The organism is Metamycoplasma hominis ATCC 23114, from assembly GCF_000085865.1.
GTDB lineage: Bacteria > Bacillota_I > Bacilli_A > Mycoplasmatales > Metamycoplasmataceae > Metamycoplasma > Metamycoplasma hominis.
In genome coordinates this window covers 429,246-454,011 of sequence record NC_013511.1, presented here as the reverse complement: position 1 = coordinate 454,011, position 24,766 = coordinate 429,246, and the positions used below count along the sequence as shown (strand labels likewise).

Sequence of the window (24,766 nt, the reverse complement as noted above, 5' to 3'; positions counted from 1 at the left end):
ATTTATTTTTTGGCTTAATTATTAAAGAGACAAATGTTTAAATGTTTTTTAAATTATCAAGTATTTCATCAAGTTCATGTAGGTATTGAGCTACTTCAATTTCATTTTTATAAAAATCAGGGATTTTGCTATTTGGCGAAAGGATTATATCACCATTGTTGTCTTTTTGAAATTTATATGTTCACCAATAGTATTTGTCGTAATCGTTGAAATCCCCTCTAAAATTATTTACATAAGTAATATTTTTAGCAAGTAATTTTTCTATTCTATTTTTTTGTGTTTCATAACTATTATTGTTTTTTATTTTTTCTAATAAGGTTTTTGCTTTTTGGTTATAATACCTAATTATTTCATTAACCTTTTGAGTTATGAGACTTCCAAAATGGTAGTGTAAATATCTAATATCTTGTTCCGGGTCAAAATGGATGTCATCTAATTTCATTAATTTTTCTTCATCAATTTCGTTAGTTTTTGGGTTTTGAATAACCTTGTCATAAAACAGCCTTACTAGTCTTTCTTGCCTATTTTTAAATTCTCGTTCTTCATTAAGAAATGAATTTAATTGATTGTCTATATCTTCATCCTTGTAATAAAATGAATTAAATTCTTCGTTTTCTTTTTTATCTTTAAAATAGAATTCTTTTATAATTCTAATTTTGTTATTATAAATTACTCATGTGTAAATAAGGTTTGGAACGTTTTCATTAATTCTATAAAAGTATTCTTGCCTTTCTTCATATTGTTTTAGGAATTCTTTTATTTGTTTAGGACGTTCATTAATGAATTTTGCCTTTATTAACATATCTAATTTAGTGAAGGTATTTCACATTAATAAAAATGATTTTGGTTCTTGGAAGTATGAATTTCTTATTAAAGCACTTTTACCATAATCATTATTTAAAATATCATTTCCATCTTTTTTTATCTTTTGGCTTAGCTTTCTATGTTCAACAATTTCTTCTTTAATTTCCTTTATTTTTGAATTGGCGTAATTTATATAATTGTTGTAATCTTCAACTGATTGGAAATTTTTAAAATTCTTTTTAAGATGGTTTATTTCATTGCCATATAATTTGTAATATTCTTCTCCATCTTCAATTTTGTTGAAATAATCTTTTTTAAGATCTTTTATTTCTGAAACAATGCCTTTATATGTTTTATCTTTGCTGTTAATTAATTTATAATATGAATTTAATTGATTTGAAACATCAATGATTGTTTTTGAACTATGTGCGTATATTTCTTTAATGTCAATAAGATTAATGTTTTCATCTATTTTTCTACATTTATTTAAATCTTTTTCAACTCTTTGTAATAATCCATCAACATCTTCTTTTATATTGTTATTCAATTTTAAATCAATAATTTTATTGAATAAATCTTGTAATTGCAAGCTTAAAAGCAAAATGTCAGAATAAGTTTTGTCAAATTCTTTTTTATTAATATTTATTTTTTTGTTGATATCAAGATTTGTCTTGTTAAGTAGATTATATGAATTTTTAAAATCAGCAGAACTATTTTTGCTGGTTAAATTAATTTCACTTAATAACTTATTTAAATTGTTTTGATCTTCTAGGGCAAAATAATAAAAATGCCTATTTTTTTCTATTAAATTAACTAGATGACTAGCTTCTGATCTTTGGCTATAGTATTTATTAGCCCAATTATTCTTATTTTCAATTAAGGACGAAATTACAACGGGTATCGTGATGGCAGAAGCAATCAATGTTAGTGAAAGTGCAACCACAATTTTTTTACTTTTTTTACTATTCATTACTAGCACCTTTCTATATTATTTATTGTGCTCGGGGTGTATATATTTAAAGTTAACTAAGATATATTGAACCAATACATCTAAAAAATAAAAAACTATTTTAAATTAATAAACTATTATTTGTTAAATATGGAGTCTATCAGTTATACTTTGCTTTTTTAGCAAACTTAAATCATAAATTTTTTACTTAAAAATTATATATAAAAATAGCCTTTAAAAAAATATTTATGTAAATTTATAATTTGTATATAAAAAAACAAGAGCAATTTAGATGCTCTTTGTTTATAGCTAAAATGCTTAAATTATTTTGTTATTGAAATTTGCTTTTATAAATAAATGTTTGCAAAAAATGATTTTTTTTTAATTAGAATAAATCTTCTTCGTCTTCAATGATTTTATAAATCTTATCTTCTTTTTTAACCTCTTTATTTTTATTTGAATTATCTGGTTCTTGTAGTGTAGGATCTATAGAATTTTCATTGCTTGGTGAGTCAATAGCTTCTTTTGGCTCTGGCTCATTGTTGTCTTTTTGTTTTGAATCTTCTTCAATTTCTTTTTCATCATCAAAAGGATCTAAATCAAGATTGTTATTTTGGTTTGAATTTTGTGTTGAGTCTATATTTTTATTTGAGTTAGAATTAGCCTCTAAAATTTGAATATTGCTATTTACGACTTCTTTGTTATTAATTATTTTAATATCCTCTTCCTTTATTTTTAAATCGCTTTGATTTTGAAGTTTTTCCTTGTTCTTTTTGCTTTTTGGAGAGAATATCATTTTAAAGAAAGAGTTACTAATAAAAAATGAAATGACAGATAAGCTTAAAAGAACAATACTTATTATGTAAGCTATTGAAAAACCGAGTTTTTTTCCAGGAATATTTAATATTGAATTAATAAATGTTCCAATCACTCCGGGGGTGTATTTTTGAGGTAGTAAATAGTTTTGGCTATTACTAAAATCAACAAATCAACTGCTAAAATATTTAGTAAAAAAATTCTTTGAATTATGTTCAACTTGATGAATGGTGTAATAAATAACAGAACCCAAAATTATAATATTAATAAAAAAGAATATTAATCTTCCAAGGTTGAAATTGAATATTCAATATTTATACGTTGATTTTAAATTAAAGATTTTTCATATTGAAAGTAGAATAATTAATAAATAAAACAATATTGAGAACATTCCAAACAATACATTAAATGAATATGAATGCAATGTTGTTAATCAAGGAACATTAAGGAAAGATATAACTAAAAAAAACAATGTTACTAAAAGTATTATTGTTCATAAAAGCACCCTGTCTCTTGAAAAAAAGTATTGTTTTTGGTTCTTAATTTTAGTTTGTTTTTCCTTTGCCACTTTCATAAATATTCCTAGTTATCACTATAATTATAATTTTTAAAAGTTAAATTTCATATAAAGTTATTACAATCATTGGCTCTTTGTCAATAGTTTTGGCGATTTTTCTTTTAATTGATTTTCTTAATTTTTCTTGAATTTCCTTTAAATTTATTTCTTTTGTTTGTTTATTTTCAAATTCTTTTTTGAATAAATCATTAATTATTTTGTGAATAACTTCTTTATTATCTTTCGTAATTATTCCATATGAAGAAATTTGAAGTTCATTGATTGGTTTCTTCTTTTTATAATCTATTAATGAGCTAAGAGCAATTACACCATCTCTTGCTAAGTTTTCTCTTTCATTAATAACTTCATGGGAAATATCGCCAATACCATAGCCATCAATAATAACATCACCTACATTTCTAATTCCATGTTTTTGAGAAATTAAATTTGTATCGTTGAATTCGGCCACCTTTCCGTTTTGCAACACTAAGCAGTTACTAATGTTCATACCTGCGCTTCTAGCAACTTGAGTTGCTACAACTTGGTAACGGTATAGACCTTGAATTGGTATAAAGAATTTAGGTTTTAATGCTTTAATAATATTAAAAATATCTAATTTAGCAGGATTACATGAATAATATTGATCATTGCCTAGTTCAATTAAATTAGCAGTATGTCTAGCAATATCATCTAGTGTTATTGCGTAATTTACTTCCAATCCGTTAACTGGCGGAGCAATTATAATGACTGCATCATCATTTTTTAATTTTAAATAAACATCATTATCGCTAGAAATTCTTGCAAATCTTGTGTAAAGTCTATCTATTGCACCTGTTACAAGAATAACAGCATTTTTTACATTATTTGCAGTTTGATATTCAACGAATTCCGGAAATTGAGAATTTGGATTTACCTTTTCAACAAGTTTTATTAATTGAGAATAAGCTAAACCATAAGTTATAACCGGTCTGTTATAACGTTTTGCAAGTATTAGAATTTCATGTGCAGTTATCATATCTTCATCATATAAACCAACAATAATTCGTTGGTTGTCTGATGTTTCTTTAAATTTGTATTCAATTTTTCTTGAAACTCAAAGTTTTTCAATTGAACGTCCAGGAAAAGCGCTTCTTGAACTATCCATTATTAAAAGCTGTAATTCCTTTTTGTTATTAATTATTTGTTGAATTTGTTGCAAATCGGTTTTACCATAAGGACCCAAATCACCATCAACAAAATTTGTCATAAACAAGATATTGCTAATTGGGGTTTCAAAATTGAACCCAAGTTGTCCAGGCAAACCTCCGGCTAGATCAAAAGGAGTTACATTTACCCCGCCAAACGCTGTTTTTTTATTTATTGTTTTAACTTCAAATGTATTCGAACCTATATTATATTTAGAAATTCTATCTAATAAAAAAATTTTATTAAAAGCACTAGTATATATTTTTAGGTTTTTAATTTTCATTAATAATCAAGGAATAGCAGAAAACGTTTCATTTCTAACATCAGTCAAAAATAATCCTTCTATATCTTTTTGACGTTTTTCTAAAAATTCGTAATTGCAAATTAATGTATCAATACCGTTATGCGAGTTAATAGGAATTTTAGTTCCTGAGTTAATCACAAATAGTTTGTTATTTATTTCTAAAACATAACAATTTTTGCCGTTTTCATCTAAACCACCTAATGCAAAAAAATTAATTTTATTCATTCTATCCTCCGAGTAATTATTAAAATTTAAAATAAAAGAATTTAAGTTAATTTTATTTTATCAATAAATAAAAAAAATTTAGCAAATTAATATATTTATTTTAACTAGTTTTTTATTCAAATGTTTGAAATAAAATCATTTTTTTATAAAATAAAATTGTAAATAATATTAAAATTTATTCGTTATTTATCAACTTATTATCAGGAGAAATTTATGGATTTAAAAAAGTATATAAGAACTGTTGATGACTTTCCACAAAAAGGCGTCAAATTTAAAGATATTTCGCTTTTATTAGCCAATGGACAAGCACTACATTATACAATTGATGAAATGGCTAAATTAGCAGAAGGTGCAGATATTATTGTGGGTCCTGATGCAAGAGGATTTTTATTTGGAACACCAGTAGCTGCTAAATTATCAAAACCATTTATTATGGTAAGAAAAAAAGGCAAATTGCCCGGCGAAGTTATAAGCTGCGATTATGGACTTGAATATGGTAGAAATATTTTAGAAATTCAAAAAGGTTTAGTTAAACCAGGTCAAAAAGCCGTCATAGTTGACGATGTTTTAGCAACCGGGGGTACATTGGAAGCAATTACTAAATTATTAACAGAACAAGGTGTAATTATCAGTAGAATAATTGTTTTAATGGAATTAGATGGCTTTAATTCTCATGAAAGATTGCCATACGATATAAAAAGTTTAATCTATATTAATAAAGGGGAATAATGTTAAAAAAATACAATTCATATAGTGACGTTGAAGAAAAATATAAATGAGATATTGAAGACATATTAGGTAATAAAACCTATCAACAATTAGAAGATGAATATTTTGATTTGTATTCAAAAATAATTAAAATAAAAGATAGCAAATACAATTCATTAGACCAATATGTTGAATATATTGAGCTTTCAAAGAAATTCTTAATTTTAGGCAATAGAATTTCTAATTATTTAGATAATAAATTAAATATAAATATTGTTGATCCCACAATAAATAAAACAATTTCATTATTTGAAACAAAATCCCAAGAATATGCTAAAAAATTAGGTTCAGAAGCCAATAGAATTTTTCAACATAAAGACAAAATCAAAACATGAATTAATGACGACAGACTAATTGATGTTAAAAAAGACCTAGAAGCAACTTTGCAAGAACTTGATCATAAATTGTCGGATGATGTTGAAAATTATTTAAATGATACTGCAAGTGGTTCGCCTGTGCCTGAAGATATTTTTTCAATAATAAGCGATAGTGAAGTTGATTTTGGCAATGTTTTAATTAAAAATAAAAAAATAAAAATAACCGAAGGAAATAGAATAGCTTTATTAAAAAATAAAGATGAACAAGTTAGAAAAGATGTTTATTTTAATTATTTAAATGGATATTTAAAAAATAAACAATCATTAGCAAGATTGCTATATCAACATATTAAAGAAATATCAGTTAATGTTTTATATAGAAAATATAATTCATCTCTTGAATCTATTTTGTTGCAAGATCATGTTGATAAAAAGTTATTGAACATTATTTATGATGCAGTTCAAAAACATATGTATATATTTAAAAAATATAACAATGCTAAAAAACAATTTTTTAAAGCTAAATTCAATAAAAAATTAGAAAAATGAGATTACTTTTTAGATTTAGTTAATGTTAAATCTTCATATACAATAGAAGAAGCACAAAAGATTTTATTAGATGTTATTTCAATAATGCCTTATGAATATCCAGAAGTTGTTAAAAAAGCTATTGATGAACGTTGGGTTGATTATGTCAATGTTCCATCTAAACGAAGCGGCGCTTATTCTATAGGCGGGGCAGCAGGAATGAAAAAAATTTATATATTGATGAATTTTGATGGAACATTGGAATCAGTCAATACATTATGCCATGAAATGGGACATTCAATGCATTCATATTTTTCTAATAAATGCCAATCTCCTCTTAGAAGCTCTTATCCAATATTTTTAGCAGAAATTGCTTCGATATTTAATGAATTATTACTAAATGATTATTTAATAAGCAAATCAAAAAATATTCAACAACAATTTTATCTACTTGATTCAAGCATTAATGATTTTATTGGCACAGTTTTGCGTCAAACGATGTGATCTAATTTTGAATTCGATCTATATAATGCAATAGATGAAAATAAACCACTAAATACATATGAAGAAATAGAAAAATTATATGTTGAAAACGAAAAGAAATACTCGACTACATCAAAATCAATAAAACTAGGCGATCCTAGAAATGTTTATAGCGTAATGGTTCCTCACTTCTATTATTATTTCTATGTATATAAATATGCATTAGGATATATCGTAGCAAATGTATTTTTCCAAAAATACAAACAAGAAGGCCAAGAAGCATTAAAAAACTATATAAATAAATTTTTAAGTGCCGGAGACATCGATTGACCTGCAAATATTTTAAAAGATGCTGGTGTTGATATTTATAATGAAGATATTTATAATTTAGCATTTGAGGTTTTGAATCAAAAAGTTGATAAGTATATTAAATTAGGTAAAAAAATTTTTAAAAATAATAATTGTTAATCTCAACTTATATTAATCTATATATAAATAAGGTTTAAAAGCCTTATTTTTTATTAAAAAAAGATATAAAAAAAGCAACGTCCTATTTTCCCATTGAGGTATCGTCGGCACTGAAGGGCTTAACTGCTGAGTTCAGAATGGTTTCAGGTGGACCCCTTCGTTATGGTTGCTACGTGTATTATTATATACTATTTTTAAATATGTTTCAAAATTTTTAAAAATTTTTTATTTTGTTAGATTTTTTAAAAAAAGCATCATCATTTTTTGATTTTCATCCACTTTTTTAAAAAATATATAGTTTACAAAAATAAAGCATAAATTCTAATATTTAAAGTTAGCAAAAAAATTTTTATTGTGCTTTTGTTATGCTTTTTTGTACTTAAAACTATAAGAAAATGTTAATTTTTTTTGTATTTTATATGCAAAAAAATTACAAAATAAGCGTTTTCTTTCTTTTTTTTCTAAAATTATGACTATAAAAAAATAAAAACTTTGTTGTAAAAAAGAACAATATAAGTTAAAAGTTAAAGAAGGGAAAAATGAAAAAACAAACTAGAATTCTAATTTCATTAGGTTCAATTTTTGGCGTAGCAGCCTTAATGCCTATGGCAGCATCATGTACACATACAAATAATGATGAATTAAACAAAAAAATTGAATCTTTAGAAAAGCAATTAAATGAAGCAAAAGCAAATTCTCAAAAAGATCAAGCACAAATTAATGATCTTATGAAGCAATTGCAAGAAACAAAAAATAATTCAAAAACAATTGAAGAAAAAGAAAAATTAGTTAAAAAATTGCAAGAAGATTTAAATAAAATCCAACAAGAAAGAACAGCTAAATATCAAGCAGAATTAAATGCTGCAAACAAAGCTATTGTTGAAATTCCTAAGAAATATGAAGAATTAAATGAAAAAAATGATGATCTTAAAGATCAATTAAGTAGCTTAGAGACCAAGCTATTGTCTTCTGAAAGCAAATTTAAAAATTCAGGGAAAAAAATAGAAAGTTATTTGAAAAAATCAACAGAAATAGAAAATAACATTAAAGAATCTAAAACTAAATTAGTTGAATTAAGAAAAGCCTTGGATGATTTAAATAAAAACCTAGAAACATTAGAAAAACAAAATTCTGATGGCACAAAAAATAATGAAATATCATCAAAAAAGGAAGAAATTAAAGCTAAGAATTTAGAAATTAAACAAGAAGAAGAAAAGTTTGAAGGTCTTCAAACAGAATTAAAAACTCAAAAAGATAAAATCATTGAAGAAACTAATAAAAAGTCAAAACTTGAAATTGAAGTTGCAAATTTGACAACAAAAAAAGAAAATATTTCTAAAGAAATTGAAGCTAATCAAAAAGAATTAGATGCACTAGACAAAGAATATGACGATATTGTTAAAAAGAGCGATGAATTAAGCAATTTACTTTCAAAAGAAAATGATAATTCACCAGCCAGCCAAGAAGCAGCCGCAAGACATATTTTAGATTTAAAAGGTGATCTTGAATCTGAATTAAAGAAAGAAAAATTAAATGGAATAAGTGCACCTACTGCTGAACAATCAAAGAAAATTTCTGAAATTTATGGTAAATATATTGAAAAAATTTCAAAAATAAATGATGCCTCATTAACGAGCGATTCTTTAGCATGAAAATATGCTATAAAATACGATTGAGAAATTGCTAAAGGACACCATGACAATCAACTAAGATTGTTAAACCCTACATTTTCTTGAGGAAATGCATCTGTATATCCATTGAATGCATTTAATAATCAACTAGGAAGAGGATGAGGCAGTTTACCTCAATTATTAGAAAACTTCAAAGAAGCAGTGCAACATAAAGTTGTTATGTCGAAAGTTTTCTCAAAAATGGTAATTAATGCTTTTGTAGGAAGTTTATTTCAAACACAACTAACTAATTTTGTAAATGATAAGTCTAAAAACGAAATTTCAGTTGTAGAATTAATTAATTCTTCTACCTTGCCAACAGCCAAAAAAGAATTATTAAAATATTATGCAACTACATATTACAATGCTGCAACTCATGGATTGGGTGAAGACATTAAAGAATTAAAACTTTATAAAGAAAATAAAGTTAATGAAAAAGAATTGTCTATTGATGCAAAAAATGCTAGTGGGGAAATTGTTAAATTATATGGTTTAGGATTAACTGAAAAAGACCTAAATCAAAGAAATGTTGGTTTGGGTTTTGCTGAAGGAGATGCTACCGTAAATGGTCAATCAATGTATCGTCAAATTCTAAAGATGGCTACAACTTCTGATTTAACAGATGATCAAGTAAATAATATTGGTTATGAAACAACAAAGAAATCTGCTGAAAACTCAAAGAAAATTGCTAACCAAGCAGCTGATTTAATTGTTGGAAAAGGCAAAAAATGAGAAGCCAAAATTAAATATGATGCTGATGGTATTGGACCAGAAGAAATAAAAGAAGAAACTGTTGTAATTCGTGATGAAAAAGGAAACATTGATATTCCTTCATTTACTAAATGATTAAATGACGAAGAATTCTTCTTTGGACGTGAAGGTAGTGCCTACTGAACAGATACTGTAAAAAGTGGTCTTAAAACAAATCCTGATTTGAAGAAATATGTTGATGAATTAACAAAATTCAATTATAATCAATTACTAAGTGAAAAAAATAAAGCTACAAAACATGGTTCGATAACAAACGAAGAATTCTATTATGGTGGATTGTCAGCATTTAAAGCATATGATCAATTTAAGAAGACTACTCAAAATTATGGACGTAAATTCTTTGCAAATCCCGTTCCTGATTATGATATTCAAACATATGCCTTTTCTAGAAGAGAATTTTCAGGTGTTGGAGCTTACGACTCAAGCATTAAAAAATTCATGTTTAATGTTGACCCATACTTCTCATTACCAAAATGATCAGTTACTTCATTTGCAAACCATGAATCAATGATGGGACACCACAACCAATTAATGTATGCTCAAAAGTATCTATCATCAGTTGGAGAATTTGGTAAATATAAATTAGGAAATGTATTCCACTACACTTCATACGTTGAAGGTTGAGCTCTATTTATGGAATGATTTGGAATTGAAGCTGGATTCTATGGCACACCAGATTATGACAATAAAGATGGCGATTTATATGCAATGCCAGTTGACTTCTCAACAGCACATGGTATAACAAACTTCTTTACTGCTAAAACAGAAGCAGAAGTTACAGATAAAATGATTGAACAAATTAAAGACTTACACAATGGTGTATATTGAAATAAAGTTGCACAAGTTAATAAATATGAAAAACAAGATAAAAAGCATGCAATGGATGCTGTAAAATTGGCTAACTTGTTGCAATACCAAGGTGCATTAAACGAAGCTCAATTGCGTAACATGCGTTTAGCATTAGACACTGCTTACCATGGTAAAGGTGTAAAAGGACATGAAGACTTGCCAGCAGGTGCTTCAATCAACCAAGTAAGAGAATTCATGAAGAAAAATTCATCACTAGGAATTGGTGACATAACATCAGAATCAAGACGTTACCTATCATATGTTGGTCAAGCAACCTCATATAACTCAGGTAAGGCAGTTATGATGGATCTATATACAAAAGTTCAAAAGAAACTAGGATTAACAAGAAGAGAATTTGTTGAAAAAGATGATCATAAATATGTAAAAGAATTCTTTGATGCTTTATTACGTAATAGTGCATTGCCAATGGATGCCTTAATTAAATCAGTAAGTGCTAAATACGGCCTAACTGTTGAAAAGAAATAGTTTCAAATTTGGCAATATAAGTAATAAAAATCAGGCCATTAGGCTTGATTTTTATTGTATTAAAAAATTATTTATATTTAAGAGTTATATTAATTTATAATTTATTAAATTAATTAAAAAAGGAGCATAAAATATGCCATCATCAAAATTATCATTGAAAGATACCCAATTTGCTATTGAAAAACTAAAAGATCTATTTTCACATCAACTTCATAGAACATTGAATTTGGTCAGGGTTTCAGCGCCATTGTTTGTAAAAACTAAGAGTGGTTTAAATGATGGTCTAAACGGAGAAAAACCAGTTGTATTTTTTGCAGACGAAGTTGAAGACGAATTGCAAATTATTCATTCACTTGCCAAATGAAAAAGAAATGCTTTAAAGAAATATGAATTTGGATTGTATGAAGGAATATATACAGATATGAATGCTATAAGAAAACAAGAAAAATTAGATTATAAACATTCAATATATGTAGACCAATGAGACTGAGAGTTAATTATAAAAAAAGAAGATAGAAATTTAAAATATTTAAAACATATTGTTAAGTTAATTTATGGAGCATTAAAAAATACTGAAAAATCTATTAATAGAATCTATCCTGTTTTGAGTCAAAAGTTAGCTAAAAATATTTATTTTATTAGTTCTAGCCATTTGTATAATCTTTATCCAAACCTAAGTCCCGAAGAACGCGAAGAAGCAATTTGCAAAGAATATGGTTCTGTTTTTATTTATCAAATAGGATACAATTTACCTGATGGAATTCCACATTCAAAAAGAGCATTCGACTATGATGATTGAATGTTGAATGGGGATTTAATTGTTTATGATTCAGTAAATAAAAAAGCATTGGAAATTAGCAGTATGGGAATTAGAGTTGATAAAGATTCTTTAATTAAACAATCAAATAAAACCGAAGAAGAAATTAAAAAATTGAGTCCATATCATTGTGATTTAATAGAAGGCAAATTGCCATATACGATTGGTGGTGGCCTAGGCCAAAGTAGAATTGCAATGTTTCTATTAGAAAAACATCATATTGGTGAAGTTCAAGCATCTGCATGAGATCAAAAAACCCTAGATGAATCAGCAAAAGAAAACATTATAATTTTATAATTATTAATTTTTAATAATATACTAAACTTTTAGTATAATAATAAAACAAAAAATACATAGAGAGTTGCCAGTTAACCATATTAAGGCATGCCAACCTACTTAAATAAAGCAAGGTGGATGGTAAGGGATTTATATCTAACATGTACAAAAAAAGATAATAAAAACCTTTCTCTGTGTTAGAAAGGTTTTTTAAATGAAAAAATTATTAACATCAGAAAGTGTAGGGGCAGGTCACCCTGATAAAATATGCGACCAAATTAGTGATGCAATATTAGATAGTTTGTTGGCAAATGATCCATATGCAAGAGTAGCTTGCGATGTTTTGGCAAACAACAACATCATCTACATAGGAGGTCAAATAACTACAAAGGCATATTCTGACACAATTAAAGAAGCATGAAAGGTATTGAAACCATTAGGATATGATGAAAATGATTTTAATATAATTAATGGTATTGCTCCACAAAGTGCCGATATTGCTTTGGGTGTCAATAAAGAAGAAGACCATGAATTGGGTGCTGGTGATCAAGGGATTATTTTTGGATATGCAACTAATGAAAATGAATTCTATATGCCTTGACCAATAGTTTTAGCACATGAGCTTCTTAAGCGCGCTGAATTTTTAAGAAGACAAAATCAATTTCCATATGCAAAAAGTGACATGAAAAGCCAAGTAACATTAGAATATGATGATGAAAGCAATAAAATAACTGTTAAAAAAGTTTTAATGTCAATTCAACATGCTGAAAATGCAAATTTAAAAGAATTTAAAGATTTTATAAAGAAAAATATTGTTGATTATGTGTTAAAAGAATTTAATTTTAATTTGGATTATGATTTATTGATTAATCCGACTGGCAGATTTGTAATTGGTGGCCCTGTTGGAGATACTGGGCTTACAGGAAGAAAAATAATTGTTGATACATACGGCGGTTTTGCTCACCATGGTGGAGGAGCATTTTCAGGAAAAGATGCTACAAAAATAGATAGGTCTGCTGCTTATATGGCAAGGTATATTGCTAAAAATTTAGTTGCTGCTAAGATAGCAAACAAAATTGAAATTCAATTGTCTTATGCAATAGGCTTGCCACGTCCTCAATCTATTTATATAAATTCTTTTAATTCATCAAAATATAATGATGAACAAATTGCTGACATTATTGAACATGTATTTGATTTAAGCGTTGAACAAATTATAAAAAAATTAGATTTATTAAAGCCAATATATCTACAAACTGCAACATATGGACATTTTGGACGAAACGACCTTAATTTAAGTTGAGAAAAGCTTGATAGTGTTGATCAAATTAAAGAATATGTTGCTAAAAAATATCAAAATTAAATTAGATTAAAAATTTGCTAACAAAGCAAATTTTTTAAATATTGAATTTAAAAAAAGTTTGCTATTAACAAACTTTTTTTATATGGCAGGGGTTAAAGGAATCGAACCCTCACAAGCAGTTTTGGAGACTGCGGTACTGCCGTTATACTAAACCCCTAGGTCTAATATTTATTATAACAAACATTATATAAATTACATAATTTTTAAGTAATACATTTCTTTTAAAGATCTAAGTTAATTAATAAAATATCACTAGAGATAAATTTATCTAGTGACATTTAAATAAGTATTATTTTATTTTTTAATACTGCCTTTATTTAATCTTAATCTATATAAATAATTACCTAGATTAATTAATCCAATAATGATAAATTCAATTCATAAATATGGTGCAATATCGGAGATTTCTTTATATCTTCCTAGATTAGTTTCAGATCCTAGCAATGAAGCAGAAAATAAACCGTATGTAATAAAGTTTCTAGTTATTTTTTCAATTTCAAAAGTCATAAATGTAATTAAATCTAGCTTAATTGTTGGCATTATGAAATTTCTAAAGATATAAAATTTTGAATATCCTTTGATTTTTAGTTCATTTATCTTGTTTGTCGAGATTTTTTTAATGGAGCTCTCCAACATTCTAGAAATAGTAGAAGAACTATGAATTGCAAATGCTATAACAAAAGCAGCTTCTAATTTATTAAACAAATTAGAGATTAATAAAAATAATGAAATTACAGGAATTGATCTTAAAATAGTGTTTCAAATTTTTTCAATTCAATATGAGCGTTTGAATAATTGTCTTGAAAGCAATAGCAATTTAAAATACGATATAAAATATGTTAGTAAAATGCTTAAAAGCACCAATGCCCCAAGTTGCAAAAGCATATATAGAAGTCCAAAATTACTGTTTGTTTTTCATCCAAGAAAAACATTTTTTCATTCACCATTAAATAACTCTTTGAAATAGTAATTTCCTTGGGTTGAATAAAATTTTTCTCCTCTTAATGATAAACATGCAAAGATAGTTATTGTTAAGCCTATTGCAATTGCTATAAAAATTATTATTTTTTTAATAGTAGAATTTTTGGCATATTTTTTTATATTTACTTTTTGAGTCCTTGAATAAAACAACAAATTTGATATTATAAAGTTACAAAATTCAATAAAAATTAAAAATGTTGCTAATATTAGCAGTGGGATTAGAAGTTCATGAAAATAATTAACATTGATTGAATTTGGATAGATCAATATTCCAATTCCTAAAAAACCAAGTTTTGAAAGAATTGTAGATCAACGAATGTTTGATTCAAAAGCATAAAATATATAATTAAGAATTTTTGGAGATATTTGAGGTCAAATTTCTTTAAAAAATGCAGTGAATCTATTTTGTTTTATTTTTGTTAGTCAATAGAATATCTCAAAATTTGCATTTTCAATTACTTGAGAAAAATATTCGTGTAATCAAAGCCAAGTAAATCAAGAGAAAATCAAATTTATAGCCAACGTTTTATCTGCTGAAATTTGAAATAAATAAATAAAGAATAATTCTGGTAGTAATCTTAAAACTATTATTATGAATTTTATAGGAATTGCTATTCAATATTTATTCATTTTGTAGTTAGAAAAAAAAGCTGTAAATAATGCTAAACATGTCCCAATAATCGTTCCTAAAAAAGCAACCTTAATGCTTTCCCATAAATATTTAATTGATAATAGAAACAAATTTTGACCAGGAATTAATTTGCTAATCAAATGTGGTCTAAAAAAGTCAATTATATTTTGACTAAAAACCCTTCTTCCGTTTGGTGCAAACGAGAAGTCAATAAAATAAATTGACAAAGCAATTAAGACTAAAACAAAAACGAGACCTAAAATTCTTCAAATAATTTTTTTTGGTCCCCTTAACGTTAAATTATCGTATTTTATTTTTTCAAAATAGAAAGATTTTGGAAAAGAAATATTATTCATAACTAATTTATATTGAATACATTTTTATAAGGCAATATAACTTCCTTCATTGGATCATTTATTATCTTGTAACCATTGAATCCAACAGTAGGCCCATATGTATCTTTGCCTTCCTTTCAAACTTCGACCATTGCATTTGCAATTATTTCCCTTAATTCTTTTGGAATATTTGATGATGTAGCAAAAATGTTATATTTTAAAGGTTCGGTAACTGTTAAAAATTCAATTTTTGAATTTTTGTCATCCAATTTATAGATTGCGCTGCCTTTACTATGAGTATATGCAAAAGATCCAAGGTCATCAAAAACAATATGGTATTTAGAAAATGCACCTTTTCCAATATTTTTAATCTTACCTTTGATGTATTTTGTTTCGTTTCCTTGTTTATCTTCTAAAAATGATTTAAATTCATTTCCTTTTAAATTAAAATGTTTTTTAAATAATGCTTCTTGAAGCAAGTATTTTGAACCACTAGAACTACTTCCATGCATTATTCCAAAATTTCTAAATGTTTTTCAATCTTTTTTATTCCAAGCTTCTTTTATTGCTTTAAGTTCTTCTTGTGTTCCTCAAATAGCAACCAACCCTCTATAATAATCAACTAATTTGTCTTTTTTTGCATAGAACGATTCATAGATTGAACCATTTCATTTATATTCCTTATCATCTCAATTTTCAAAAGGTTTTTTGTTAAATAAATCAAATGCTGATTGAGCTATTTTTCTTAGTGGATCATCATCTAGACCATTTGAATATTGAGCGTTAAAATCTTGATCAAAAACAAACGCTCTTGTCATTGTTTGCAAAAATGGATGAATATTTGATTTATCTTTTTCTAGATTGTACACCGTTGGTGTTAAACATGCGATATCAGCAGTTCCTTTTTGTAATTCTTTTATAAAATCAACATTATCATCTAAATAATGTAACGTTGCGTTGTTGACTTTATAACCTTTTTTATTTTCATTAATTTTATTAATAACTTCATAAAAGAAATTATCTTTATTGCTTGCTTCACTTCAAGGCTTGTTAATTGAAAATTTTAAATTTTGGTAAGTTTTAGCATTGTTTGAAATTTTATCAACGCATGATGAAGATAAAACTGATGCTCCAACCATTGCAGGCAATACCGCTGCCCCTATAAGCAAATATTTTTTAAATTTTAGCATAAAAAAATCCTCCTAAAAGAGGATGCAAAAAACTAAGACACTCACTACGCTAGTATTAACTAGATCAGCTAATGAGGGTATTTCTCAGCCAAAGGCACCCCTGTTCTTTATAAAAAAATTATATACTTAATTTAATTGCTAATAATTAAAAATATTTTGAATAGTCAGATTCATTAATTAGTTCATATTCATTGAAACCAACATTTGGTCCGTATGTATCTTTTTTTTCTTTTGCTAAATTAATTATTGAATTTGCAAAAGCAAGATAAGCAGATTTTGGTATTGATTTATCAACAACTAAGACATTAAATTTTATTGGATCAGTTACTGTTAATAATTCAATCTTTTTATTTCCATCAGGGCAATAAAAATTATAGTTTATGCTTTTTGATTTATTTCAATTGTGCGTATATGCAAAAGAAGCAAATTCATCAAAAACAATGTGGTATTTTGACAGTGCACCCTTGCCGATGTATCTGGGTTTTTCAGTAATGTATTTATTAGCATTATTTATTTGATCATTTGCAAAAGAAGAAAATTTATTATTTGCTAAATTGAAATGTTTTTTAAATAAATCCTCTTGTGCTATGTATTTTGTCCCACTTGATTTTTTTCCAATTACAATTCCAAAATTTCTAAATGTATTTCAGTCTTTATTTTCTCATGCTTCTTTAATTGATTTAATTTCTGAATCAGTTCCAAAAATCATGATTGACCCGCGTTGATAATTTACATTAACGCCTTCTTTATCATAAAATTTTTCATAAATTTTTCCATTTCATTGATATTCGTTATCTGTTCATGATTTATAAGGCTTTTTGTTAAATAAATCGTTTGCTATTTTTGCTATTTTTCTTAGCGGATCATTGTCAGAACCATCAGCATATTGTTCATCTAATTTGTCAAAATAAAAAGCCCTTGTTTTTGTTTGAAGTAAAGGAATAACATCATTTTTTAGCAATGAATTTTTTAATAAAGTTGACGTTATAAAAGCCATATTTGCTTTTTTAGCTTTAATAGCAGAGGCAATATCGACATTGTCTAAAATATATGAAACGTTAAAATCAAATTTTAAATTCTTATTATTTTGTTTAATATCTTTAATTAGTTGATTAAAGTATTCATCATTTTTTGAACCATTTCAAGGCTTATTAACAGTCATTTTAAAATGCAATAAATCAACATCTTTCTTTACATCACAGCTAATCGTCAAAATAGGACTAGTTGAAAGTAAGGAAACTGTCAATGTTGCAATGTTTAAGCATTTATAAAAACTATTTTTCATAAACTAATTATATTAATTTTTACATTTTATTTTAAATGTATAAACTTAAATTTTATATATTATATAATTTAAGCATTAATAATTAATATATATTAAATTTTAAATTTATATATTCATGATTATTAAATTAATTAATAACTTATACAAAAATATAATTTAGAAATTTTATTATAAATATATATAAAAATAGAGGCAAAAATGAATTATGAAATAGGAGATATTTTTAAAGCCAAAATAATAAAGGTTTGAAAGAATAATATTATTTTACAAACAAAAGAAGGATGTAAATGCTTTTTGAGTATAAATGAAGTTAGTGATTATTACATTAGTGATTTAAAATTAATGTTTAAAATCAATGATATTAAGGAAGTTCAAGTAATTGAAATAATGCCAAATAATGATTTAGTAGTTTCATTTAAAAGAATTCACCCCAAGGAATTAAGAAACCCTTTTGAATTTAAACTAGATAGTCAAGATGCAGAATTTGATGGATTATTAGAATTTACTAACAAAGGAATTAATTATGGAAAATAAGCAAATTATTGACATAAATTTAAAAAAAGCAATTAAAGAAAGTGCACCAAACCGTTATTATGAGGCGGTTCAAAAAATCTTGTTAGATATAAAAAACTCAAAGGTTAAAAATTCAAATTATTTAGGTGTATTCAATGTTTTTAAAAATGTAAAGAAATCTGATTATGAAAAAATCCAAGAAATATCAAGTGAATTATTATCAGATGGTATTGAATATTTAGTAATAATAGCAACTCAAGCAATAATTAATCAAATTAAGGCGCTTGCTGATTTGCATTTTGATTTAAGAAAAGAAAATGAATCAATTAAATTGGTTTATGTTAATGAAAATTTTAATAGTTTAGAAGTTGCTAAATTGCTTATTAAACTTCAAAATAAAAAGTTTGCTATTAATGTAATCTCACAAACTGGCGAATGCTTAGAAACCTTAATAATGTTTAGAGAATTAAAAAACTTATTATATAAAGAGTTAGGCAAAGCAGGCGCTTCTAAATATATCTATGTAACGACAAACAATAATTATGGAAGATTATTTAATGATGCCAAGATAAATCAATATACTCATTTAACAATTTTAGATAATACAGTCGAAAGATTCTTAAGCTATTCACCTGCAATTTTATTGCCAATTGCTTGTATAGGAATTAATATTGAAAAATATTTATCTGGTGCTCATAAGGCTAATGAATTTTTTTTAAATGCACCATTAGAAAAAAACTCAGCAGTTTTATATGCAATTACTAGAAAAATTCTTCATGATAACAATTTTATATTTGAAAATATTTGCTATTTCGAGCAAAATCAAGAATCATTGGCAAAATTGTGACAAATGCTTTTTAGTGAGACCATTTCATCTATGAACAATAGGATTTATATTGAAACTTGCTTAGGGGGCGTCGATAACAAAACTTTGGCCTCAAATTACACCAACACTCCATTTAAGTGCTTTGATACTTGTTTAAAATTTCAAGAACCTATTATGGACTGCAAAATTTCACAAAATAACGAAAATGAGACGGATGGTTTGAATTATTTAAGCAATTTAACTTATAATAATTTATGTAATCTTGTAATGGAAACATTTATTGAAAACCATGTTAATGTATATAAAATACCTAACATTCAAATCATGATTGACAATTATAACGATAGTACATTGGGTTGAATAATGTCTTTCTTACATCATTCAAGTATTTTATTTGCCTATTTAAATGAACAGAATCCATTCGAAAGAAAGCCTTTGGAATCTTACAATTTTAATTTGGCAAAAAATTTTAAAGAGTTATTAGGAGGCAAAAAAAATGACTAAAATAGGATTAATTGGCGTTGGTGCTGTTGGTAGTTCATATTTATATGCTGCATTAAATAAAAACATAGAAGCAGATTATGTTTTAATTGATAGTTTTCCACAAGTCGCAATTGCGCAAGCAAAGGATTTAAATGATGCTGCTTGTTCAATGGCCAACAATGGTTCAACATTCAAGGCTGGAGATTATTCAGATTTGAAAGATGCTGATATTGTCATTATTACTGCATCAATTAGACCAAAGGAAGGCGTTTTAAAAGATAGAATGGAATTATTGACCGATAATGCAAAACTATTGAGAAAGATCGGTCAAAGCATAAAAGATTCAGGATTTGCTGGTGTTACAATCATTGCTTCAAACCCTGTTGACATTATGGCAACAATTTATCAACAAGTAACCAAGTTTTCTCCAAATAAAGTTATTAGTTCGGGAACTATTCTAGAAACTGCCAGAATGAAAAAATTTCTTTCAGAAAAAATTGGAATTAAAGCACACTCAATTACTGGATTTGTTATTGGCGAACATGGAGCAAGATGCTTAATTCCATTTTCAAAAATAAGAATTGGTTTGGGTTCATTAAAAGATTGATTAGCTAATGGTACTATAACAAATGAATGACTTTCTCAATTAAACGAAATGGTTAAAAAAGAAGCATTTGAAATTATTGCCGGTAAAGGCATTACCAATTATGGTATTGGCGAAAACCTTGCTGAAATTACACAAGCAATTTTGTATGATAGACAAAGAATTTATTCTCTTGGAGTTCAATTGCCAAAGGAATATAAACATGCCGGAGTTTACTTTGGTTTACCAGTAATCTTGGGTAAGAATGGTTATACACACTTGCCAAAAATTAGACTTGATGAAGATGAACAACAACAATTTGATGAATATTCAAAAGAAATTAAAGAAACAGCAATTCAAGTATTAAAAAATTTGGATGTTGAAATTACTATTAAATAAAAATTAATGAGGTTGTGATACAAGCCTCGCTGAAAAACATTGAGCAGAACACGCTTAATGTTTTTATTTTTGCAATATTTTGTTTTGTATTAATACATTCCAAATATAATTTAAATATGAAAAAAATTGAATTCATCAATGTTGATGCAAGTTATTATAAAAAAAGTCCAATAGTTTTAAAGAACATAAATTTTTCTATTGAAGAGGGTGAATTTATAGCGATAATAGGAAAATCCGGCGCTGGAAAATCAACAATTTTCAATGCTTTATTGAGGCAATTGTTTGTAAAAAAAGGCAATGTAAAAATTAATGATATTGATATTTATAGAGCTTCAAAAAAACAATGAAAGGCAATATTAAAAAATATTGGATTTTTAAGTCAAAACAATAATTTTATTGAAAGTTTAAATTGCTATGAAAACATTCTACATTTTTATCCAAAATATAAAAATTTTCTTTTTTCTTGATTTCATGTTTTAAGCAAAACCCAAAAACAAGAAATATATGAATATTTTGTAAAATTCAATATATTTGATAAGTTATTTACAAGAGTCGATGAATTAAGCGGGGGTCAAAGGCAAAGATTGTGGTTGATACTTATTTTATTACAAAAAGTTGACATTATTTTAGCAGACGAACCTACCAATAGTCTTGATATAGCAAACGCAAGAGATGTTTTGGAATTATTGTCTTCAATATCACAAGAATACAAAAAAACAATTTTAGTAAATATTCACGACATTTCATTAATAAAAACTTATTTTAAGAAATACATTTATGTCAAAGATGGACAGATTATTGAAATTGGTGAAACAAAAAATTTAAATGAATTAAAAATAAAAGATTTATATAATTTTTAATTTTTAAGTTTAGATGAAATTAATTTTGAAATATGTTAAAATACTTTTATAAACTTAAATATATGGAGGTACTATGGAATTACCAAGTTGTGAGCGATATAGCAATTTAACTAAAAATTACATAGTAACTTTTAGTATTTAATTATATTTCGCTCTCCTATAATAAATACCCAAATAAAAAGGAGATAACATGATAGTTAATATAACAAAAAATAAACTTAAAAATTCTTCAAGAAAAGAAAAACAAATTAAGCAAATCAATACAAGGTTAGTTGAAGCTTCTAATTGTAGTCAAGAAGAATTATTTTTAAAATATCAAACCTCTCAAAACGGATTTCAAGATGAAGAAAGAATTGAAGCTGCAAGAGAAGAATATGGTTTAAATAAAATAACAAAAAAAGGCGCTGATAATGTTTGAAAGCGTTTATTTAGATCATTTTTTAATTTTTTTAACATCATTTTGTTTGCATTGGCAATTGTTTCTATGATTATTGATTTAATATTGCCGGCATCAAAAGGTAAAAAGATAACATGAATTGATGGAATGACTGTCATCATTGTTTTATTTATGGTTTTTTTAAGTGGAATTATTCACTTCGTTCAAGAACAACGTGGGGCATCAAGCGCTGATAAATTAGTTGAGACTGTTGAAACTACTTCGCTTGTTCAAAGGAATGGTATTATGAAGGAAATTCCAATGGATGAGATTGTAGTAGGCGATATTGTGTATTTAGCAGCTGGAGATATTATTCCGGCGGATGTAAGAATATTAGAAGCAAAAGACTTATTTATTTCTCAATCCTCATTAACCGGAGAAAGCGATGCTATTGAAAAATATAAGAACATCGACAGTTCTAAAGAATTTGAAGCAATAACTGATCGTAGCAATTTAGCTTTTATGGGAACCAATGTTATTTCAGGTTCTGCTAAAACTATTGTAATTGCAACCGGCAATGATACAATTATTGGACAAGTTGCTTCCAAAATCAATGAAAAACCAATACCAACAAACTTTGATAAAGGAATTAAAAAAATTTCAATAATGTTCACTATTATAATGGCCGTTATTGTCCCTATAGTATTTTTAATTTTAGGAATTAAAGGTGTTATTGGTGGAGAAAACCAATGATTAGAAGGATTTTTGTTTGGTATATCAATTGCTGTTGGTTTAACACCAGAAATGCTCCCAATGATAGTGACTGCTAGTTTATCTAAAGGCGCAATTTCACTAGGCAAGGCCAAAACAATAATTAAGAATATTAATTCGATTCAAAATTTCGGATCAATGGACATTTTATGTACAGATAAAACTGGGACATTAACACAAGATGAAGTAATTATGGAACGTCATATGGATGTTACCGGCAAAGAAGATTTTCATGTTTTAAAATATGCTTTTATTAATTCATATTATCAAACAGGATTAAAAAATTTACTTGATAAATCAATAATTAATAAGACTTTTGAAATGGCATCAAAAAACAAAGAACTTGAGGATTTTCAAAGATTTTATGAAAAAATTGACGAAATTCCTTTTGATTTCAAAAGAAAAAGAATGTCTGTTTTAGTTAAATCATTAAAACAAAATAAAGTAACCTTAATTACCAAGGGTGCTGTCGAAGAAATTGTGAGTGTATGTAAAAATATTTACATTGATGGGGAAGTTAAGCCTCTTGATAAGAAAACAATAGATAAGGTTCTAAGAAGAGTTGAAGAATTCAATTCAGAAGGACTAAGAGTTATTGCAATCGCTTCTAAAAAATCAACAATTAATGCAGTTGGAAAAATATCGGTAAATGATGAATGCGATATGACCTTGATTGGATATTTAACATTTCTTGATCCTCCTAAAGATTCTGCTGCTGCTGCAATTGAAAAATTGCATGAATATGGAGTTGATGTAAAAATATTAACAGGAGATAGTGCGCTTGTAACAAAAGCAGTATGTGCCCAAGTAGGAATAAAAAATAATAGAATTTTACTAGGCAAAGAAGTTGAAGAATTAAGCGATGCTGAACTTAAAATTGAAGTTGAAAAAGTTCAAATTTTTGCAAAATTAAGCCCTGACCAAAAGGCAAGAATTATTTCAATATTGCGTGATAATGGTCATGTTGTTGGCTATATGGGTGACGGAATTAATGATGCACCCGCTATGAAATCAGCCGATGTTTCAATATCAGTTGATACTGCAGTTGATATTGCAAAAGAATCAGCTAACATAATTCTTTTAGAAAAAGACCTAAACGTTTTGGCTAAAGGAATTGTTGAAGGTAGAAAAACACATGCCAATATTAACAAATACATAAAAATGACTGCATCTTCAAACTTTGGAAATATATTTAGTATTTTAATTGCTTCATTTTTAATTCCTTTTGTTCCATTAAACCCTGTACAAATAATATTATTGAATTTGGTATATGATGTTTGCTGTGCAACAATGCCATGAGATAATGTAGACCCTGAATTTATTCTTAAACCTCGGCAATGAGAGTATAAATCAATTTGAAGATTTATGTTTTGGTTTGGTCCAACGAGTTCAATAGTAGATATTGTTTCATATGTAGTCTTATTCTTTGCAATAATTCCAAATGCGTCATTTATGACTAGCAAGGGAGATTGAGTACAAATAGGAGCATATAAGAGTTTTGCTTCTTTAAAAGATGAACTAAGTATAGAAAAACAAAAAGCATTTAAAGAACTATTCTGAGCAGGATGATTAGTTGTTTCTATGTATACTCAAACCCTTGTAATTCACTTTTTACGTACTGATAAAACACCATTTATTAAATCAAATGCAACGACCTCGTTATTTATTTCAACATTAATCGGATGTGCAATAATTAATGCCGTGCCATATATACCTGGAATTAATAAAGGTTTAAGTCTAATGCCATTGCCAGGAATTTATTATGCTTGATTAGTTTTATTCTTAGGAATATATGTCTTATTAGTTGTTAGTGTTAAGTCAATTTATAAACGTATATATAAAGAATTTTTATAAAAGTGCAACTTGCACTTTTTTAATTGCAATTTATTAATATTTTA

Annotated in this window: 16 protein-coding genes, 1 tRNA gene, 1 rRNA gene and 1 riboswitch; of the genes, 10 read left to right on the top strand and 8 right to left on the bottom strand. The window is 26.4% G+C overall.

The window, feature by feature from the left end; all coding sequences use genetic code 4:
• Positions 1-37: 37 nt before the first annotated feature.
• The 3 genes from MHO_RS05630 to MHO_RS05620 all read right to left on the bottom strand — a co-directional run bounded on the left by MHO_RS05630 (position 38) and on the right by MHO_RS05620 (position 4,839).
• Positions 38-1,774: a hypothetical protein gene (locus MHO_RS05630; RefSeq protein WP_012855645.1), complete on the bottom strand. Its 1,737-nt coding sequence runs from the start codon at positions 1,772-1,774 to the stop codon at positions 38-40.
• Between the two features lie 364 nt (positions 1,775-2,138).
• Positions 2,139-3,143: a hypothetical protein gene (locus MHO_RS05625; protein ID WP_012855644.1), complete on the bottom strand. Its 1,005-nt coding sequence runs from the start codon at positions 3,141-3,143 to the stop codon at positions 2,139-2,141.
• 40 nt (positions 3,144-3,183) lie between these two features.
• The gene (locus MHO_RS05620) at positions 3,184-4,839 is read right to left on the bottom strand and encodes a ribonuclease J (protein WP_012855643.1); all 1,656 of its coding nucleotides are present in this window, start codon (positions 4,837-4,839) and stop codon (positions 3,184-3,186) included.
• A 213-nt stretch (positions 4,840-5,052) separates the two neighbouring features.
• Here MHO_RS05620 and MHO_RS02065 point away from each other — a divergent pair, with 213 nt between their 5' ends.
• Both MHO_RS02065 and pepF read left to right on the top strand, forming a co-directional pair.
• Complete coding sequence (locus tag MHO_RS02065; protein ID WP_012855642.1) at positions 5,053-5,568, top strand: adenine phosphoribosyltransferase; 516 nt, start codon at positions 5,053-5,055, stop codon at positions 5,566-5,568.
• On the top strand, positions 5,568-7,403 hold the full coding sequence (gene pepF, locus MHO_RS02060) for an oligoendopeptidase F (protein ID WP_012855641.1): 1,836 nt from the start codon (positions 5,568-5,570) through the stop codon (positions 7,401-7,403). Before MHO_RS02065 ends, pepF begins: the two co-directional genes overlap by 1 nt.
• 69 nt (positions 7,404-7,472) lie before the next feature.
• Here pepF and rrf read toward each other — a convergent pair.
• Positions 7,473-7,577 (bottom strand): 5S ribosomal RNA (gene rrf, locus MHO_RS02055).
• 365 nt (positions 7,578-7,942) lie between these two features.
• On the opposite strand from rrf, the gene MHO_RS02050 reads away from it, so the two are divergent.
• The 3 genes from MHO_RS02050 (at position 7,943) to metK (ending at position 13,635) form a co-directional block, all read left to right on the top strand.
• Positions 7,943-11,179: a DUF885 family protein gene (locus MHO_RS02050; RefSeq protein WP_012855640.1), complete on the top strand. Its 3,237-nt coding sequence runs from the start codon at positions 7,943-7,945 to the stop codon at positions 11,177-11,179.
• A 133-nt stretch (positions 11,180-11,312) separates the two neighbouring features.
• Positions 11,313-12,293 (top strand): aspartate--ammonia ligase, encoded by a 981-nt coding sequence (gene asnA / locus MHO_RS02045; RefSeq protein ID WP_012855639.1) that lies wholly within the window; start codon positions 11,313-11,315, stop codon positions 12,291-12,293.
• Between the two features lie 193 nt (positions 12,294-12,486).
• Complete coding sequence (metK, locus tag MHO_RS02040) at positions 12,487-13,635, top strand: methionine adenosyltransferase (protein ID WP_012855638.1); 1,149 nt, start codon at positions 12,487-12,489, stop codon at positions 13,633-13,635.
• Positions 13,636-13,718: 83 nt separating this feature from the next.
• Here the strand turns inward: metK and MHO_RS02035 are convergent.
• The 4 genes from MHO_RS02035 to cypl (MHO_RS02020) form a co-directional block, all read right to left on the bottom strand.
• Positions 13,719-13,792: transfer RNA gene (locus MHO_RS02035), tRNA-Trp, on the bottom strand.
• Between the two features lie 137 nt (positions 13,793-13,929).
• The gene (locus tag MHO_RS05615; RefSeq protein WP_012855637.1) at positions 13,930-15,603 is read right to left on the bottom strand and encodes an ABC transporter permease subunit; all 1,674 of its coding nucleotides are present in this window, start codon (positions 15,601-15,603) and stop codon (positions 13,930-13,932) included.
• 2 nt (positions 15,604-15,605) lie between these two features.
• Positions 15,606-16,772 carry an ABC transporter thiamine pyrophosphate-binding lipoprotein p37/Cypl gene (gene cypl, locus MHO_RS02025; RefSeq protein ID WP_012855636.1) on the bottom strand — a complete coding sequence of 389 codons (1,167 nt, stop codon included), beginning with the start codon at positions 16,770-16,772 and terminating at the stop codon, positions 15,606-15,608.
• Positions 16,773-16,796: 24 nt separating this feature from the next.
• Positions 16,797-16,884: riboswitch (TPP riboswitch) on the bottom strand.
• Between the two features lie 33 nt (positions 16,885-16,917).
• Complete coding sequence (cypl, locus tag MHO_RS02020) at positions 16,918-18,057, bottom strand: ABC transporter thiamine pyrophosphate-binding lipoprotein p37/Cypl (RefSeq protein WP_012855635.1); 1,140 nt, start codon at positions 18,055-18,057, stop codon at positions 16,918-16,920.
• A 198-nt stretch (positions 18,058-18,255) separates the two neighbouring features.
• Between cypl (MHO_RS02020) and MHO_RS02015 the strand changes: the two genes are divergently transcribed.
• The 5 genes from MHO_RS02015 (at position 18,256) to mgtA (ending at position 24,722) form a co-directional block, all read left to right on the top strand.
• On the top strand, positions 18,256-18,591 hold the full coding sequence (locus tag MHO_RS02015; RefSeq protein WP_012855634.1) for a S1 domain-containing protein: 336 nt from the start codon (positions 18,256-18,258) through the stop codon (positions 18,589-18,591).
• Complete coding sequence (locus tag MHO_RS02010; RefSeq protein WP_012855633.1) at positions 18,581-19,900, top strand: glucose-6-phosphate isomerase; 1,320 nt, start codon at positions 18,581-18,583, stop codon at positions 19,898-19,900. The genes MHO_RS02015 and MHO_RS02010 overlap by 11 nt, the downstream gene beginning before the upstream one ends.
• Positions 19,893-20,861: a lactate/malate family dehydrogenase gene (locus tag MHO_RS02005; protein WP_012855632.1), complete on the top strand. Its 969-nt coding sequence runs from the start codon at positions 19,893-19,895 to the stop codon at positions 20,859-20,861. Before MHO_RS02010 ends, MHO_RS02005 begins: the two co-directional genes overlap by 8 nt.
• A 116-nt stretch (positions 20,862-20,977) precedes the next feature.
• On the top strand, positions 20,978-21,721 hold the full coding sequence (locus MHO_RS05610; RefSeq protein ID WP_012855631.1) for an ATP-binding cassette domain-containing protein: 744 nt from the start codon (positions 20,978-20,980) through the stop codon (positions 21,719-21,721).
• A 190-nt stretch (positions 21,722-21,911) separates the two neighbouring features.
• Complete coding sequence (gene mgtA / locus MHO_RS01995) at positions 21,912-24,722, top strand: magnesium-translocating P-type ATPase (RefSeq protein ID WP_012855630.1); 2,811 nt, start codon at positions 21,912-21,914, stop codon at positions 24,720-24,722.
• Positions 24,723-24,766: the final 44 nt, after the last annotated feature.